Source organism: Rhizobium sp. BK538 (assembly GCF_014197575.1).
Lineage (GTDB): Bacteria > Pseudomonadota > Alphaproteobacteria > Rhizobiales > Rhizobiaceae > Rhizobium.
The window spans coordinates 43,281-59,130 of record NZ_JACIFT010000018.1 but is presented as its reverse complement, the minus strand read 5'-3'; the positions used below and the strand labels follow the sequence as shown (position 1 = coordinate 59,130).

Below are 15,850 nucleotides of genomic sequence, written 5' to 3'. Positions count from 1 at the left end.
TGGAATATGGCCTCAGCCGACATTTTCTTCTTGGAGAAGTCTGCGGCGGCTATGACGTCCGTGCCGACTTCTTGCGGTCTTTTGGCGAGCGTTCGTCCAGGTGTGACGTGAATCGCGGTCTACGAGCGGCACAGAATCTGGTCGGCGCAGTGAGTTTGGTGCGCGGGGCGGTTCGGCGTGGCAGTGAGGCCTGACGCGCTGAGTCGACTGACGACGTTCGCGTTTTGGGCTGCGATGTCGCGACGCAAGCGCACTCACCGGTGCTTCTCGATGTCGCCTCCACGGCAGCAGGTGGCGAGGCCGCGGACAATCGAACCGGCATCGACTAAGGGTTTCAGGATCTTTGAACTGCCCACAGCAACGAGCCGCCGAGGCGACAAACTAATCGACCTCGCGCTCACCTTCTTGAACTGTGCGCGCGTTGAGCGGATCAGCGCGAAGGTCAGAGATCAAACAGGTGCCTGATTCGCGCCCGTAGAGTGGGCACCGCTTTTGCAACAACTGACCCGTCGCTTCGCCCCAGCCGAAGTTGCTCATGTGCGTTTCGCTTCGAGAGTAGCGAGGCTAATTCATCGGCAATCGCCGGACGGTCCTGCATCAATGGCGCCAGCCCCTGCTGCGTGATTTCATATGTAACAACGAAGGTGAGAGCTTGGATCGTACCCAGCTCGCCGGAGCCAGTCAGAAGGCCGCTTTCGCCGAGAAAGTCGCCAGGCGCCAAACGCCCCAGCTCCGTCTCTCGTATTCCATCGCGTCGTATGACGGCAACGACACCACTACGGATGATCATGAGGGAACTCAACACGGCATCCTGCTCTGCCACGATTTCACCCTTCCGGAAGGTCCGGCGGCTCATCGTCGAGGCCAGCGCTTCCTTCTCGTCCTCAGTCATCGACGCGAATAAGGCGATCGCATCAAGCAGTCGGCGCGGCGTCGTGTGCTGGCCAAAAGGCGGCTCATCGGTATGCGCCACAGCAACGGCCAGCCCGTCTGATGGTGACGAGAGGGTCAGACCCGCCGCTTTTGCATGCCGGTAAATCAGGTCAAAGACTTCGCTCTTTGCCTTTGCTACCGCGGCCAGGTCTTCGACCCTGAAACTCAGCTCGAGTTCAATCGTACTTGCATCCAGAGACACAACCGCAACTGTGGATTCATGGTCAGGCAGTCTCGAATTGCTGCTCAGCAGAACGGAGCGCATGACATCTGCCATCGCCGACGGAGGCGCGGTCGGACGGAACCGGGCCGTCAGCGTAACGCCGTGACTTCGTTCCGGGCTACTGAGATTTGTCAGCCTCGCCTTCGCGAGGTCGCTGTTGGGGACAACCACAAGATCGTTCGCACCGCTTAAAAGGTGTGTCGCCCGCCAATTCGTCTCGATGACCTTGCCCTCGATACCATTGCTGAGGACAATCCAGTCGCCGATGCCGTAGGGTCTGGCAAGGTTGAGCGCGATGCCCGAAAAGACATCACCAAGAGTACTCTGCAGCGCAAGGCCGAGCATGATGGCCACTGCGCCTGACGTAGCAATTAAGGTCCCCACTGGCGCATTGAAGACGTAGGCGACGACGGAGAGGATCGCTCCTACGTAAATGGTGCCAACCACAAGATCTTGAAGAAGTCTGCCCTGTTGTGGTTGCCGCTCGAAGATCAGGAAGACACGGACGAGGCTGATCAGGGACCACGCGGCATTGGTCCACCATATGACTTTGGCGATCCCAATGAACACCCGCTGCAGCGTCGATGCATTCGCGGGGCCGGGTTCATAGGGAATGATTGCATGATAGAGCAGAAGGACGGTGAGCGCTAAAAAGAATACCAGCTGACCCACAAGGCTGCGTGTCGGGTGACCGCGCAGCAGGACACGCGTTACCCACGCCCCGACCGCAGCTACTGCGCCGGTCTGGACGAACGGATCGGTGACGACGTTTATGATGGCGGTGTGGTTTAACATTGTGCCGACGGCAGCCTAAAGAGTTGTCCGGAGGGTCCTCAACGATCCCGCACGAGGCCACGGCGCAATGAGGAGAGGGTGAGCCAAACGGCCATTGTCAAAATATGGTCAGATCGACATCGCAAGCGTCGCTTCCGGCAATTCTCAATCTGTCGACGCTGGTGCTAGTTGCGAAACCGTCCTTTGGCTATTGAGCACTGGTTGCTTTGGCGTTCGATGCATGATCGATAGGGCCACGGTAAGCGGACAGCGCAGGACTCGCCAAGCTTCGAAAGCAACTCTGATAGGAAGCCCCAAGCGCCGACGTAGCTCTCCCGTTCCCCATCTTCTTTGCAGCGCACAACAATCTCGCCGGGTAATTCTGGAAAACCTTTCTCAAGCCAATAGCTCCTTCAGTCAGTGCGCTCCGGCCCAGCCCACAATGCGGTGGCATCTGCATACTACTTGCACTTTCCGAGCGAGCCGGGATTGTATGGTGCTGCTGGACTTGGGACGAACGTGCGCAAAGGGTCCGCTGCGCGGGCGAGTTTGCCATGGTGTGGTCCACAGGTTGCCCGTGTGTGACGAGTCGGCGCTTGCTCCTTGATCGGGAGCCGGGAAAGACGACAGGAACGTCGGCTGTCGCAGATCCTTGTTCACGAGAACGCCGATCACAAAGTCGACCTCGGTGGGTTTTGGAAGAACATCGCCAGCACCGGACTTGATCGCCTGAACAGCGTTGGCCAGGTTGCCGAAGCGGCTATGGACCAAGGTGCGGCAACGCGGAGAGCTGTTCGCGATATCCTGTACGAGATCGATGCCGTCTCCGTCATAAAAGACGAGTTCGACAACGGCGAAGGATGTGGTCCTTTCACGCAAGCGCCGTCTTGCCGCATCGGCGTTATCGGCAAGGCACACGTCGAGGCCGTTCTCGATCAGGCGTTCAACCAACGGCGAGGCGGGGCTCACTTCGGGGCCGGCGATGGTGGCCGGGTATTGGCTCGAATGGATCAGATCAGCGGAAGTCATCAGCATTGTCCCTGGTTCGAGTTAGTTGAAGTCTGGAAGGATCGGATGATGTCAGACATCCAGACATGACATCACCGTTCTTCCGACTATTTCCCCGGCGATCGCCTCGATGCATCGATCTGCATGGTGGCGGTCATGCCGGCCGCCAGGACAACGCCTGGCGGTACCTCATCAATGTGCACCGCTACCGGGATGCGCTGGGCCAGGCGCACCCAGGTGAAGATGGGATTGACGGTCGCAACGCCTTGATTGTCGGGTTGGGCGTTGGCGACGTCGATTGCTCGGGCGATGCTGTCGACATGGCCGTGCACAATCTGACTGTAGCCCATCAGCTTGATTTCGGCGGGATCGCCGACGCGGATCGGAGCGAGGGTGGTTTCCTCGAAATATCCGTCGACCCAAAAGGAACTGGCGTCGACAACCGAGATGCTGTTCACGCCGGCATTGGCATAATCACCGAGATGCGCCAGCAGATTTGTCACGTAGCCGTCGGTTGGGGAAAGAATGCGCGTGCGCTCCAGATTCACCTGCGCTTGTTGGAGCTGCGCCTTGGCTTGAGCAACAGTCGCCTCGGCGCTCATGCGTTGCGCCTTCAGCGACTCGACTTGCCGCTGCGCCAGGTTGAGATCTGCCGATGCAGTCTTTACCGCATCCTGCTGCTGATGCAACTGGGACGTGAACTGCTGGGCATTCTGAAGGCTGCTCGAACCCTCCTGCGCCAACGTCTTGTAGCGTCCGGACTGCTCTTGGGCAAACACGAGGGCTGCCTGCGCCTCATCGAGCTGTGCCTGGCTAGCGCGGATCTGTGCCTGCTGGACGTCCATCTGCGCGTCGATGTTCTGCACGTTGGCCCGCGCGGCCTGCACCGATGCCTCGGCTTGGCTGACGGCGATCCTATAGTTGGTCGGATCGATCTCCATCAGCAGGTCGTCCTTGTGCACGAACTGGTTATCGCGGACGGTTAACTCGACGATGCGTCCCCCGACCTCCGGAGCCATCGTTGCCACATAGGCGCGGACAGCGGCGTCGCGTGTCCACGGCGCGCCCATATAGGCCTTCCACATCGCCCGCCCGAGAATAACCGCGACCGCGACAACAAGGACAGTGAGCAACACCGGCAGGACGCGCGCGCGTCGCTTTGGCGTCGTGCGGGCAAGCATGTCGGGGGACCACGTTGCTTCACCATCGGCTTTCGCCGTTTCGGGCTTCAATTCGGCTTTGATTTCAGACATCGCGGTCACCACGCTACAGTTAAGACGATCAATGACAGAACGATCACGTAGACCGCGAAGACGAATAGCGCCGGGTGCCAGACATGCTGCAGCAGTCCGAACCGGGCCACGATCCGTCGCAGTGCGACCGTCACGACCCACGCGCCGATCAGCATCAAAGACATCGGCGCGACATACACTCCGAACAGGTCGATCTCGACGAACCTCATCGCGGCGCTCCGGCATCGAAAAAAGCGGCGTGTGTTGCTAGCGCCTGCGATACGCCAAGAATGGCGGCGCGCGCGCGAAGGACATCCCGTGTTCCCGGCCCTTGCGCGCGCTCGGTGGCGAGTACCTCATCTAACCGAGACAGGTGGACAATCGCGCTTTTGCTGCTGCCCTCGGCAAGCGCCTCAAGCGCCGCGCCGAGGTTGGCGCCTAGGTCGAACTGGTGTGCGGAATGCAGCAGGTAAACAATCTCGCTGCCGACCGAGAGCGTCGCCAATAGCTGCGCACGCAATAGTGGTGCCACCTCGTTCGGCATCGCCGCAAGGCGTCCGATGACACGGCGTTCCCAATCGCTTTGCGTGGGCCGCTTTGCCAGCCGCCGCAGATCGCGCAAGGTCAGCGTCAACAGCCGGCGCGCACGGAATGCCGGCGACAACGGCGGCAGGAGACGAAACGACAGCGCTGCGGCACCCAAACCAGCAACGATTGCCAAGGCGATGTTATAGAACTGCAGGGTATCGTAGGTTTCCGGGTTGGTCGGTTGGAGGATTGGTACGAAAACCATCGTCATCGGGGTGAGCAGGCCCACCTGCCAGGGTTGCCGGGCTGCTCTTAACAGAGTGCCCATGGGCACCAGACAAACGCCCATGATGAGGCTGAAGGCCACAAAGGTGTGTGTGGGTAGCCCCGGCAGCACTGCGAAGGCGACGATTGCGCTCAGGATCAGGTCGAGAATGGCGGCGATGACGAAAAGCACGGCGACGCCGTAGGTCTCCTCGAATCGCGGTGCGAGCAGGAGGGTGGCGATCGCGGCGAAAGTCATGGCCAGACCACCGCCCGGCCAACCGGTGACGATCCAGAACAGTGAAACAGTAACGATCGTCACGAAAGTGCGTCCAGCACTGACCAGCGCGGGCAACCAATCGGGCACGTGAAGTCGGTCCCGGCCTGGACGCAAAGCAGGTCTTGCTGGATCGGCAACGAGTAAGGCAAGCCCGTCGAGCGCATGAGCAATGCCGGCGAATGCTTCCGCCGTTTTGTCGGCGAGCAATCTCAGCGAAGGAGTTTCGGCCGGCAAAGCGGTCAATGGTGGTATTGCGGTCTGATAGATCCGATGCACGGCTTCAGGGCCGGCCAGCCAACGCGCCGCCGCGCCAGGTTCTGGCGCAGATCGCAGCTCCTGTGGAAGATTTTTGAGGACGGCGGCCGCTTCTTGATGCGGCTCATTGTGGGGTAGCGTCGCCAAGTGGCTGGCGACCGCGTGCCAGCCGACCAGGGCAGAAAACAGGCCTTCCACTGCCCGCTGCAACACCGGCGCGTAATACCGGATCTCAGAAGACTCCCCCAGCGCCTGATCGACGATCGGGTCGAGCGCGATGACACGGCGGTCGAGTTCGCGCTGAACCGTTTGCATGTCACGAAACTCCGTCCCCGTCGTCCCTGTCGCCAAAGTCCCGGTAAGACCGGCCGTGACGTCGCCTGCCAACTCTGCAAACAGTGTCGCCAGCCGGCGGCGAGCGCCGCCGAAGTCGGTTGCGGCGAGAACGATGCCAGCGCAGCCAATGCCAAGGCAGATCTCCGTGGCGCGGGTGACGGCAAGCATGAAGGCCGCGTTTGCATCAACACCACCAACAGTGCCGAGCAAGTCGCCGGCGATAATCGCCGCCGTATAGCCGGCCAATGATGCGGCATAGGACGCGAAGTTGCGCAAGAGCGTGGCGACGAAGGCGCAAGCCGCTGCCCACAATGCCAAAGCGACGAGAAACAGCACGCGATCCTGCGGAAAGCAGGCAATCAGAACCACGCTCACGACGGCACCGACGAAGGTACCGAGCATTCGGAACCAGCCCTTGCGCAAAGAGGCGCCGAGTTGGGGCTGACACACGATCGCCGCCGAGGCTCCGGCCCAGAATGGGTTACTGAGCTGAAGCCAGAACGCGGCGTAGAATGCAAGAGACACCGAAACCCACAGCCGGAATCCAAACAGCAGCGACGGACCCGCGGCCCGTAGAGCCCCCTCGAGCGGCCGCAACATTGCGGCCGTGCTCGACTGCAGGAGACGGAAACCACTGAGCACAGAGCCAGTCATCGCCGTATCCGCTTGTGTTCGGAAGCGAGCATCAGGAACGTGTCTCCAGCTCGGCTGATCACGGGATGTTCTCCACGATCATCTCCCAAACATCGTGCCCCTTTCCGTGCAGCATTGCTCTGGCGGAGTAGACTGCCATCCCGACGACCGCCTCCGGCGAAACGAACGGCGAAGGTGGCGTCACCAACTCCATCGGTTTCACTTTCACATGCAGGAGCGCAGGGCCTGGCTGGGAAAGCCAGGTTCGGACGGCGTCCTCCACTTCACCGGCCTTCGTGACCATGTGCCCCCAAAGGCCGACGGCCTTCGCAACCTCGCCGAAGTTCGGGTTCTTCAAATCCGTGAATAACGGCTCCAAGCCAGCCGCCTTCTGCTCGATATCGACGAACCCGAGCTTGCCGTTGTCGTAGACGACGATCTTGACCGGCAGATTTTCCTGGACTGTCGTCAGTAGATCGCCAAGCAGCATGGCGAACCCGCCATCGCCAGCCAGGCAAACTACCTGTCGGTCAGGCTGGCACTTCTGCAGGCCGAGCGAGGACGCCATTCCACTGGCCATGGTGCCATGCAGCAAGCTGGCAAAGGTTCTGCGCTTGCCGCCGGTATCGATGTGGCGAAGCATCCAGACCGCCGCCGTGCCATCATCGGCCGCAAACAATGCATCATCGGCCGCGTACGTGTTGATAATTTTGGTAAGGTAAGTGCCTGAGATGGCGGCGTCCGGACCCGACACGGTTTCGGCCTTTGCCGTTGCCACGTCCTTACGATGACGCTCCACATAGGTTGCCAGAAACGCGTTGTCGTCGTGTTGCTCGAGGCGCGGCAGCAGAGCCTCCAAGGTCGTCTTGATATCGCCGACCGTCCCGATCGCCACCGGATGTCGTCGGCCGATATGCGTTGGATCGGCATCGATCTGGATGATCGTCGCTCCATCCGGATAGAACTGGGTCCAGGCGAAATCGGCCCCCAGCAAAAGCAGCGTGTCGCAGTTGCGAATGGCATGATAGCCTGCCGGCCCGCCGATGATGCCGGTCATCCCGACATTGTATGGATTGTCATATTCGAGGAAGTCCTTTCCGCGAGACGTGTGGGCCATCGGCGCCTTCAACCGCGCCGCCGTTGCGACCACCTCGTCGTGCGCACCGGCGCAACCCGCGCCCGCGTAAATCGTAATCGCGTCGCTCGTGTTCAGAATGCCCGCGATTTCATCGAGGTCGGCATCATTCGGGCGAATGAGCGGGCGCCGCGCATGGACAGCATAAGGAGGCTCGTCGTGCGAGGCGGCATTCGCGATGTCCGCTGGCACGACGAGCACGGCCACCCCGCGTCTCGTCAAAGCTGCCTGGCAGGCCGCAACCGTCTTGCGGCGGGCCTGCTCCGGCGTAACGATCATCTCGCAATAGACGCTGCAGCCCTTGAAGACATCATCGAAATTGATTTCCTGGATCGATTCGAACCCCAAATCCTGGCGCTCAATCTGAGTTGCGATCATGATGATCGGCGCGCGGTTGCGATTGGCTTCATAGAGGCCGTTGATAAAGTGGAGACTGCCGGGTCCACAGGTGCCTGCGCAGGCCGTGAGATGACCAGTGAGCTGCGCTTCGGCCCCTGCTGCGAAGGCGCCAGCTTCTTCATGCCGCACATGGACCCAATCGATCTCACTGCGATCGATTGAGTGAGCGATCTGGTTCAGCGTGTCGCCGACCACTCCGTAACAGGTCTTCACACCGGCCGATTGCAGCGTTTCGATGATCAAATCGGCAACTCGTTTACTCATGACAGTAGCTCCTGCATCGGGTTGAATTCTCTTCTTTGCTCATGACTTGCGTCGTGCCCGGCATTGGCGCGCTTGGCTGGGCCTTGCCTCTGTGCCGATGAATGCGATGACAAAGCTACGACCGGGGAAGCGTCCGCACATCTATACGCAGGTCTAGACGGGTCTCGCGAAAAGTGGGGGCACAGCCTTGACGGTGCGCCAATTCCTTGGGGCGCACCGGGGTCCGGTAAGGCAGCGTCAGGGCACTTCGGTTTTGGTGACCGGTATCATGTGACTCCTGCAGTTCAGTGGTCTGGGGTGGCGCTTGGTCGGGCAAGCGGCAGGACGGAAAGCGAGCGCACACCCTGGGCGCCGTGAATGAGCACTCCTTCGATGTCGGCTGTCGCGGACGGGCCAGTGTGGAAGCAGGCGTAGTGCCGCTCACGGAATTCAGCGCGCCGATAAGCGTGGTGCAGATTGACGACGATGTCGGCGGGATCGAGCAGCACGATCAGGTGCTGCGCGAGATAGGCTACCGCGTTGAGCCGGAGGTCGACATCGCTCAGCAGGACGGAGCCAGTCTCCGCGACCGCGAAGGACGCCCGAACGATGGCGTAGTCGACATCCGCAAGGTCCTGTGGTGCTTCTGCGCCGGCGATGTCGCGATTGCCCGGCAGCTCCGGCACGGTTGAGCACACGATCTTGGCGTCCACGATCTTCGTCCGAACCGGCGCCATGATGTCGCCGGAGGCCGGCGGATCCAGGAACAGGCCGCCCATACGGAGCAGATTGGCCCTGAAGGCATCGAGCAGTGACGCCGGCGGGGCATCGTCAAACAGCGGTACGCTTGGAAGCGGTCGGTCGATGCGGGGCAGGTTGGCCCGGATTGAAGCCAGGATATCATCGCGGCTGCTCATCCCTTTGCTCCCCGGTTTGCGTGGTACCAGCTGTGAAAGGTTTGCTTGCTCGGGTGCGGCACCTCGCGATGTTTTCCCCAGGCATTGAGGCCGTTGTAGATGGCGAAGCGCGGCAGATGGGCGAGCGCGGTCTCGGCCGTGGCGACGGCGGCACGGTAGGCGGCTGGCTGCGACAGCAACGCGCCGGCAGCCTTCATCGCCGCCTTCTTCACGAACGGGACCTCATGCTCCCTGACCAGCACTTGTCGCCAGGCGTAGATCTGCTCGTGGATGTTGATCTTCACCGGGCAGACATTGGTGCAGCTGCCGTTGAGCGAGGAGGCGAACGGCAAGTTGCTGTATTTTCGCGCATTGAAGGTCGGATCGATAATGAGGCCGATCGGACCGGAATAGGTGGCGCCGTAGCTCAGGCCGCCGCTGCGCCGGTAGACCGGACAGGTGTTCATGCAGGCACCACAGCGGATGCATTTGAGCGAGGTCCAGAACTTCTCGAGGCCGAGCCGATCGGACCGGCCATTGTCGACGAGCACGACATGCATCTCGCCGCCGGCGCGCGGTCCACGGAAATGCGATGTATACTGCGTCATCGGCGAGCCAAGCGCGCTGCGCGACAGCATGCGCACGAGCACCGCCAGATGCTCCAGCCGGGGAATGATCTTTTCGATGCCGATCGAGGCTATATGCAGTTTTGGGACATTGGACGACAGATCGGCATTGCCCTCATTGGTGCAGACGACGAAGGTCCCGGTCTCGGCGACCACGAAGTTGGCGCCGGTCATGCCAGCGTCAGCATTCAGGATCAGCGGCCGGGTTGCTTCCCGCTGCGCTTCGGCCAGGTAATGAACATCGCTGTTTTCGGGGTCGGTGCCGATTGTGCGTGAAAATACATCGGCCACATCCGTGCGCAGCTTGTGAACGGCAGGCACCACGACATGGCTCGGATCTTCGTCATCGAGCTGCTGGATGCGCTCGCCGAGGTCCGTCTCGATCACCTCGATCCCGGCCGAGGCCAGGTAAGGCCGCAAGCCGCACTCTTCGGTCAGCATCGACTTGCTCTTGATCAGCGATTTGGCGCCGTGGTCTTTCAGGATGCCGCGCACGATCCGATTGTGCTCGGCAGCATCGCGGGCCCAATGGACGTGAATTCCATTTGCTCGAGCGTTGGTCTCGAACTGGTCGAGATATTCATCGAGATGGGTGAGCGTGTGCTCTTTGATCGCCGAGGCGAGCGATCGGAGCTCTTCCCACTCGGGCATGCCGTGCATCTCGCTGTCGCGCTTCTGGCGAAGGTCCCAGAGCCGCTCGTCATGCATCTTCTGGTGCTCGGTCGCAGCGATGAAACGTCCGGCGGCCTCTGCCTGGTTGACCGGCCGGTTGCCGCGGATCCTCGCCCCGCGCGGCTGTGGCTCGGGCAGTGACCGCAGTGGCTTCGACGTGCCCTCGGCGTGATCGAGGCGTCGGCCGTCGCGGATGATGGCATCGGGATCGTCATCGGCCAGCAGCTCCGGATGCAGCATGACATTCTTATCGTCCGGCGTGCGAGAATGGCTGTTCATGCGAGGGCTCCATTCAGGATCTGGGCAATGTGGATGAATTTGACCGGGACGCCGATGCGTTCGGCGCAGCCCTTCTGATGCATCAGGCAGGATGAGTCGGCCGAGACGATGTATTCGGCGCCGGCCCGGGCGTGGTCGCTGACCTTGTCGTAGCCCATCTTGGTGGACACGACTTCTTCGAAGACCGAGAAGGTACCGCCGAAGCCGCAACACTCGTCGGGCCGCGCCGGCGAGGCGAACTCGATCCCATCGACTTTCGAGAGGAGATCCATCGGCTTGGAAAAGAATGGTTCGTGCAGTTCCGAAGGTTTCGCGTGTCCGAGCCGGCGCAGCGTGCCGCAGCTATTGTGCAGACCGACGCGATGCGGGAAGCGAGCCCAGGGAAAGGCCTCGACCTTCTCGATATCATGCAGGAATTCGACCAGCTCGAAGGTCCGGGCGCGGACCTCCTTCACTTCGTCGGTCTGCTCGACAGCGTCAAAATTGTCGCGGATGTGGTGGACGCAACTGCCCGAAGGCCCCACGATGTAGTCGAAGCCCGAGAAGTTGCGCACGAACAGCGCCTCGGTATCGATGCATTCGGCATTGAAACCGCTATTGGCCATCGGCTGGCCGCAACAGGTCTGGTCGCGCGGGTACTCGACGTCATGGCCGAGCCGCTCAAGCAGTTCGAGCGTGGCGATGCCAACCTCCGGGTAGAAGGCGTCGATGTAACAGGGGATGAAGAGCCCGATCCGCATTTGTAACTCCCTTACTTTCAGTTGACGATTGGTGTTGCCCGGTCATTGGCGGACCTTGCCTCTGAAAACCCTGTAATTGATGGCCGTGTAGAGCAGCATGAGCGGGAAGACGAAGAGGCCCGCACCCCAGAACATGAAGGCGAGGCTTGCATGTGGTGCGGCAGCCGCTTCGATCGTGATCGCGAACGGGACCATGTAGGGCCAGAACGAGATCGCCAGCGTGCCGAATGCGGCCACGAAGATAAGGACGACCATGAGGAACGGTGGCTTGTCCCGCCGCTGGCGGGCGCTGGCTGCCAGAGCGACGGCGGCGGCTGCACCGGCCGCCGGAAAGAAGAGTAGATACGGCCGCTCCAGCCAGCGACCCATGACCGGCAGATCTTCAACAAGGGCAAAGACGAACACGACGACCAGGAAAACGAGCAGTGCGAGCGAGAGAACAGGGATCTGACGATAGGCAATCTCCCTCACATCCGCTTCGCACTTCCGGACGAGCCAGGCGGTGCCAAGCAGCATGTAGCCGATGCAGAGGCCGATCCCGCAGAGCACCGCGAAGGGGCTGAGCCAGCCGAAGTCCCCGCCGACATAGTGACCATTGGCGATCGGCAAGCCTTCCACCAGGGCGCCGACGGTAAGGCCCTGGACAAATGCGGCGACGAATGAACCGCCAGCGAAACTCCAATCCCAGAGCCAGCGCATCCGCTTCGCCTTGTGCCGAAATTCGAAGGCGACGCCACGCAGGATCAGTCCCGCGAGCATGATGATAAGCGGCAGATAAAAAGCAGACAGAAGGGTCGCATAGACGAGCGGAAAGGCGCCCCAGAGGACGACGCCCGTGACGATCAGCCAGGTCTCGTTGCCGTCCCAAATCGGCGTTACTGCGGTCATCATGACATCTCGCTTCGCCTTGTCGCGGGTAAGGCCGAAGATGATGCCGACGCCAAGATCAAGCCCGTCGAGAAGCACGTAAAGCAATGTGCTGATCGCAAGGACAGCTACCCAGAAAATCACCATCTCTATTCTCCGGCAGTGGGCTGATGGGGTGCCGCCGCATGCTTGACGACGGACATCGGGCGGTTGGGGGTCGCATCGGCGGGCGGCAAGACGAGCTGCCCCGCGGGGCCGGCGCGCAAAAGCGCGTAGATGTAAAAGACGCCGAAAAGGAAGATCAGAGTGTAGACAGTGCAGAACACGATGAGCGACAGGGTGGCTGCGCGCGTCGTGAGGAACGGTGTCATTGCGTCGGCGGTTCGCAGAAGGCCATAGACCGTCCAGGGCTGCCGCCCGACTTCAGCGGTGAACCAGCCCGTCAAAATCGCAGCGTACGGCAAGGGAAAGCTGAGGAATGTGCACCAGAGAAAAATGCGGTTTTGCTCGATGCGGCCCTTCAGGCTCAAATAGGTGCCGAGCCAGGCGAGAGCCAGCATGATCATTCCGCAGCCGACCATGATGCGAAACGCGAAGAAGGGAATGAGCACCGGCGGTCGATCCTGTGGCGGGAAACGGGTCAAGCCGAGTTCCTTCGACGTGAAGCTCATGCTACCGATGAGACTGCCGAGGACAGGAATGCTGATCGCGTAATGATTGGTTTCGGCGCTTTCGTCGGGAAGCGCGATCAGCACTTCGCTGGCTGGCTGTTCGTCGTGCCAACGGCCCTCGATCGCTGCAAATTTCGCCGGCTGCTCGTCGTGGACGTAGTCGCCGGTCAGATGGCCGAAGAACAGCTGCACAGGGATGAGGACGGCGGCGAGGTACAGGCCCATTTGCAACATGATGCGGGCCTCGGCCTCGAATACCCGACGCAGCAGGTACCATGCCCCGGTCGCGGCGACGCAGAAGGCGCCGGTGAGGTAGGAAGCAAGAAGCATGTGTGGAAAGCGCACCCAAACAACGGGGCTGAAGATGATCTTGGCCCAATCGCTCGGAACAAAAATGCCGTTCTCGACGACATAGCCGACCGGCACCTGCATCCAGCTGTTGTTGACCATGATCCAGAATGCGGAGAGCGTCGTACCGAGCGCGACCATCGCGGTCGAAAAGAGATAGAACCATGGCGAAACCCTTTCCCGCCCGAACAGCAGGACACCGAAGAAGCTCGCCTCGAGCGCAAAGGCGGTGAAGGTTTCATAGGTGAGCAGCGGCCCCTGGATCGGCCCCGACATGCGCGAGAGCTCGCTCCAGTTGGTACCGAACTCGAAGGCCATCACGATGCCGGAAACGACGCCGAGCCCGAAGGCGATGCCAAATATTTTCAGCCAGAATTCAAAGACAACACGATAGGCGGGACGTCCGGTCGCGACGTGAAGGGCTTCGAGCACGGTAAGCCAGGCCGCAAGGCCGATCGTGAAGGACGGAAAGATGATGTGAAACGACACGGTGAAGGCGAACTGGAGCCGTGACAGGAGCAGCGCGGTAACGTCCATGGCGAGCCCCTAACGCCAGAGATTGGATTTCGCGAGATCGACGAGCTCATCGGCCTTCCCGCTCATGACCGCTTGCAGCATGTAGAGCGTGAAGCCTTTCGCCATTTCGACGGTCACCGACGGTGGCATTGCGAGCTCGGTTCGGCTTACAACCGCGTCTATCAACACTGGTCCGGGATGCGCCAGCGCCGCGGCGACGCCTTCTTCCACGTCGTCTGGGCTTTGGATCCGGATTCCGCGGATGCCGACGGCTTCCGCCATCGCGGCGAAATTCGGGTTCTTGAAGTCGGTCCCGAAGCTAAGGAATCCGGTCGATTTCTGCTCGAGCTCAATGAAACCGAGCGCACCATTGTTGAAGACGACGACCTTCACCGGCAGCTCGAGCTGCGCAAGGCTGAGGAGATCGCCCATTAGCATGGTGAAGCCGCCGTCACCCGACAGTGAGACAACCTGTCGCTTGGGAAAGGCCGATTGCGCGCCAATGGCCTGAGCCATGGCGTTGGCCATGGACCCGTGCCAAAAGGACCCGACAAGCCGCCGCTTGCCGTTCATCGCAAGATGGCGTGCCGCCCATACGGTCGGGAGGCCGACGTCGCAGGTAAAGACCGTGTCGGCCGCAGCCTGGTCGCTCAGCGCCTTGACAATTTGTTGCGGGTGCAGCACTCGTCCGCCGGGCTTGCCGGTTGCCAGATCGTCGAGCTGTTTGCGCGCTTTGGTGTAGTGCTGGCGGGCTTGGGCCAGATGAGAGCCATCGCGCTTCTCGTCGAGAAGGGGCAACAAGGCCGTAAGGGTCGCCTTGACATCGCCAACGACACCGAGATCGACCGCAGCGCGACGGCCCAAATTCTCCGGCCGGATATCGACTTGCGCGATGCGCACGCCGCTTCCCCGCGGATAGAATTGCCGATAGGGGAAATCTGTCCCGAGCATCAGAAGGATGTCGCAATCGAGCATGGCGTAATAGCCCGATGAGAAGCCGATGAGGCCGGTCATGCCGACATCGTAGGGATTATCCCACTCGACATGCTCTTTGCCGCGCAGCGCGTGGACCATCGGTGCTTTGAGGCGCGCACCTAGCGCCAGCAATTCGTCGTGGGCACCCTGGCAACCCGAGCCGCACAGGATCGTCACACGGCCGTCGCCGTTCAGCAGGGCGGCAAGCCGGTCGAGCTCCGGATTTGCTGGCGTAACGACGGGCGGCCGCGGCAACAGAGCGTCGATCTTTGGCGCCGGCGCATCGGACGCCGCTTGCAGCGATACGTCGCCGGGCATGACGATCACTGATACGCCGCGATTGCCGACCGCTTGCCGGATGGCGGTCTCGAGTGAGCGCGGCATCTGGTTTGCCGTGGAGACGAGTTCGCAGTAATGGCTGCACTCCTTGAACAGCGTCTCCGGATGCGTTTCCTGGAAAAAGCCCGAGCCGATTTCCGCTGAAGGAATATGCGCCGCGATCGCAAGCACCGGTACGCGCGAGCGATGGCAATCGAAGAGCCCGTTGATGAGGTGCAGGTTTCCTGGTCCGCAGCTTCCAGCGCAGACAGCGAGTTCACCGGTCAGATGCGCCTCGGCACCAGCGGCGAAGGCAGCAACTTCTTCGTGCCGAACGTGCACCCATTCGATTTTGCCCTGACGCCGGATGGCGTCTGTCAGGCCGTTGAGGCTGTCACCGACAATGCCGTATACGCGTTTGACCCCCGCCGCAACGAGGAACTCGACAAATTGATCTGCGACTGTTCTTGGCATCGTTGCTCTCCAGCGTTGTGTCTACGGCCGATGGCAGCTTTGCGCTGCCTGGCACTCCGACTGGCAGCACAAGAGGCTGGTCGACGGGGTAACGTGGAGTTTGATGATTTGAGATGCCGCGAGCTATTGTGCGCAGGTGGCGCCGAATAGCACGATGGTTCTATTGCCCTGAACTTTGGATTACACGCGAAGAACGGCAGGTCGAATCCCAAAAGAACACACCAC

At 61.1% G+C, this 15,850-nt stretch carries 12 protein-coding genes; all 12 read right to left on the bottom strand.

Annotated features, from left to right (window positions below; genetic code table 11):
• Positions 1 to 442: 442 nt before the first annotated feature.
• Positions 443 to 1,951: a mechanosensitive ion channel family protein gene (locus FHX09_RS21500; protein ID WP_184450600.1), complete on the bottom strand. Its 1,509-nt coding sequence runs from the start codon at positions 1,949 to 1,951 to the stop codon at positions 443 to 445.
• A gap of 396 nt (positions 1,952 to 2,347) precedes the next feature.
• Positions 2,348 to 2,959, bottom strand: coding sequence for a response regulator (locus tag FHX09_RS21495; RefSeq protein ID WP_184450599.1), 612 nt, complete (start codon positions 2,957 to 2,959; stop codon positions 2,348 to 2,350).
• An 86-nt stretch (positions 2,960 to 3,045) separates the two neighbouring features.
• On the bottom strand, positions 3,046 to 4,191 hold the full coding sequence (locus FHX09_RS21490; RefSeq protein ID WP_183722626.1) for an HlyD family secretion protein: 1,146 nt from the start codon (positions 4,189 to 4,191) through the stop codon (positions 3,046 to 3,048).
• Between the two features lie 5 nt (positions 4,192 to 4,196).
• On the bottom strand, positions 4,197 to 4,400 hold the full coding sequence (locus FHX09_RS21485; protein ID WP_007800399.1) for a DUF1656 domain-containing protein: 204 nt from the start codon (positions 4,398 to 4,400) through the stop codon (positions 4,197 to 4,199).
• Entirely contained in the window at positions 4,397 to 6,487 is a 2,091-nt protein-coding gene (locus tag FHX09_RS21480) for an FUSC family protein (RefSeq protein WP_184450598.1), read from the bottom strand. Before FHX09_RS21480 ends, FHX09_RS21485 begins: the two co-directional genes overlap by 4 nt.
• A 58-nt stretch (positions 6,488 to 6,545) precedes the next feature.
• On the bottom strand, positions 6,546 to 8,264 hold the full coding sequence (locus tag FHX09_RS21475) for a thiamine pyrophosphate-dependent enzyme (RefSeq protein ID WP_184450597.1): 1,719 nt from the start codon (positions 8,262 to 8,264) through the stop codon (positions 6,546 to 6,548).
• A 284-nt stretch (positions 8,265 to 8,548) separates the two neighbouring features.
• Positions 8,549 to 9,160, bottom strand: coding sequence for an LUD domain-containing protein (locus FHX09_RS21470; protein ID WP_184450596.1), 612 nt, complete (start codon positions 9,158 to 9,160; stop codon positions 8,549 to 8,551).
• Positions 9,157 to 10,677, bottom strand: a complete 1,521-nt coding sequence (locus FHX09_RS21465; protein ID WP_184450614.1) for a lactate utilization protein B — start codon at positions 10,675 to 10,677, stop codon at positions 9,157 to 9,159. The genes FHX09_RS21470 and FHX09_RS21465 overlap by 4 nt, the downstream gene beginning before the upstream one ends.
• 35 nt (positions 10,678 to 10,712) lie before the next feature.
• On the bottom strand, positions 10,713 to 11,456 hold the full coding sequence (locus FHX09_RS21460; protein ID WP_184450595.1) for a (Fe-S)-binding protein: 744 nt from the start codon (positions 11,454 to 11,456) through the stop codon (positions 10,713 to 10,715).
• A gap of 42 nt (positions 11,457 to 11,498) precedes the next feature.
• Entirely contained in the window at positions 11,499 to 12,470 is a 972-nt protein-coding gene (gene cydB / locus FHX09_RS21455) for a cytochrome d ubiquinol oxidase subunit II (protein ID WP_184450594.1), read from the bottom strand.
• A 2-nt stretch (positions 12,471 to 12,472) separates the two neighbouring features.
• On the bottom strand, positions 12,473 to 13,879 hold the full coding sequence (locus FHX09_RS21450; RefSeq protein WP_183722638.1) for a cytochrome ubiquinol oxidase subunit I: 1,407 nt from the start codon (positions 13,877 to 13,879) through the stop codon (positions 12,473 to 12,475).
• A gap of 9 nt (positions 13,880 to 13,888) precedes the next feature.
• Positions 13,889 to 15,625: a ubiquinone-dependent pyruvate dehydrogenase gene (gene poxB / locus FHX09_RS21445; protein WP_132593249.1), complete on the bottom strand. Its 1,737-nt coding sequence runs from the start codon at positions 15,623 to 15,625 to the stop codon at positions 13,889 to 13,891.
• Positions 15,626 to 15,850 lie beyond the last annotated feature (225 nt).

What these genes read in the sequence shown, in the direction of transcription:
- FHX09_RS21495 (WP_184450599.1), bottom strand. Translation starts at nt 2,959, where the DNA reads ATGACTTCCGCTGATCTGATCCATTCGAGCCAATACCCGGCCACCATC.
- FHX09_RS21480 (WP_184450598.1), bottom strand. Translation starts at nt 6,487, where the DNA reads ATGACTGGCTCTGTGCTCAGTGGTTTCCGTCTCCTGCAGTCGAGCACG.
- FHX09_RS21470 (WP_184450596.1), bottom strand. Translation starts at nt 9,160, where the DNA reads ATGAGCAGCCGCGATGATATCCTGGCTTCAATCCGGGCCAACCTGCCC.
- poxB (WP_132593249.1), bottom strand. Translation starts at nt 15,625, where the DNA reads ATGCCAAGAACAGTCGCAGATCAATTTGTCGAGTTCCTCGTTGCGGCG.
- FHX09_RS21500 (WP_184450600.1), bottom strand. Translation starts at nt 1,951, where the DNA reads ATGTTAAACCACACCGCCATCATAAACGTCGTCACCGATCCGTTCGTC.
- FHX09_RS21475 (WP_184450597.1), bottom strand. Translation starts at nt 8,264, where the DNA reads ATGAGTAAACGAGTTGCCGATTTGATCATCGAAACGCTGCAATCGGCC.
- FHX09_RS21490 (WP_183722626.1), bottom strand. Translation starts at nt 4,191, where the DNA reads ATGTCTGAAATCAAAGCCGAATTGAAGCCCGAAACGGCGAAAGCCGAT.
- FHX09_RS21460 (WP_184450595.1), bottom strand. Translation starts at nt 11,456, where the DNA reads ATGCGGATCGGGCTCTTCATCCCCTGTTACATCGACGCCTTCTACCCG.
- FHX09_RS21450 (WP_183722638.1), bottom strand. Translation starts at nt 13,879, where the DNA reads ATGGACGTTACCGCGCTGCTCCTGTCACGGCTCCAGTTCGCCTTCACC.
- FHX09_RS21465 (WP_184450614.1), bottom strand. Translation starts at nt 10,677, where the DNA reads ATGCTGCATCCGGAGCTGCTGGCCGATGACGATCCCGATGCCATCATC.
- cydB (WP_184450594.1), bottom strand. Translation starts at nt 12,470, where the DNA reads ATGGTGATTTTCTGGGTAGCTGTCCTTGCGATCAGCACATTGCTTTAC.
- FHX09_RS21485 (WP_007800399.1), bottom strand. Translation starts at nt 4,400, where the DNA reads ATGAGGTTCGTCGAGATCGACCTGTTCGGAGTGTATGTCGCGCCGATG.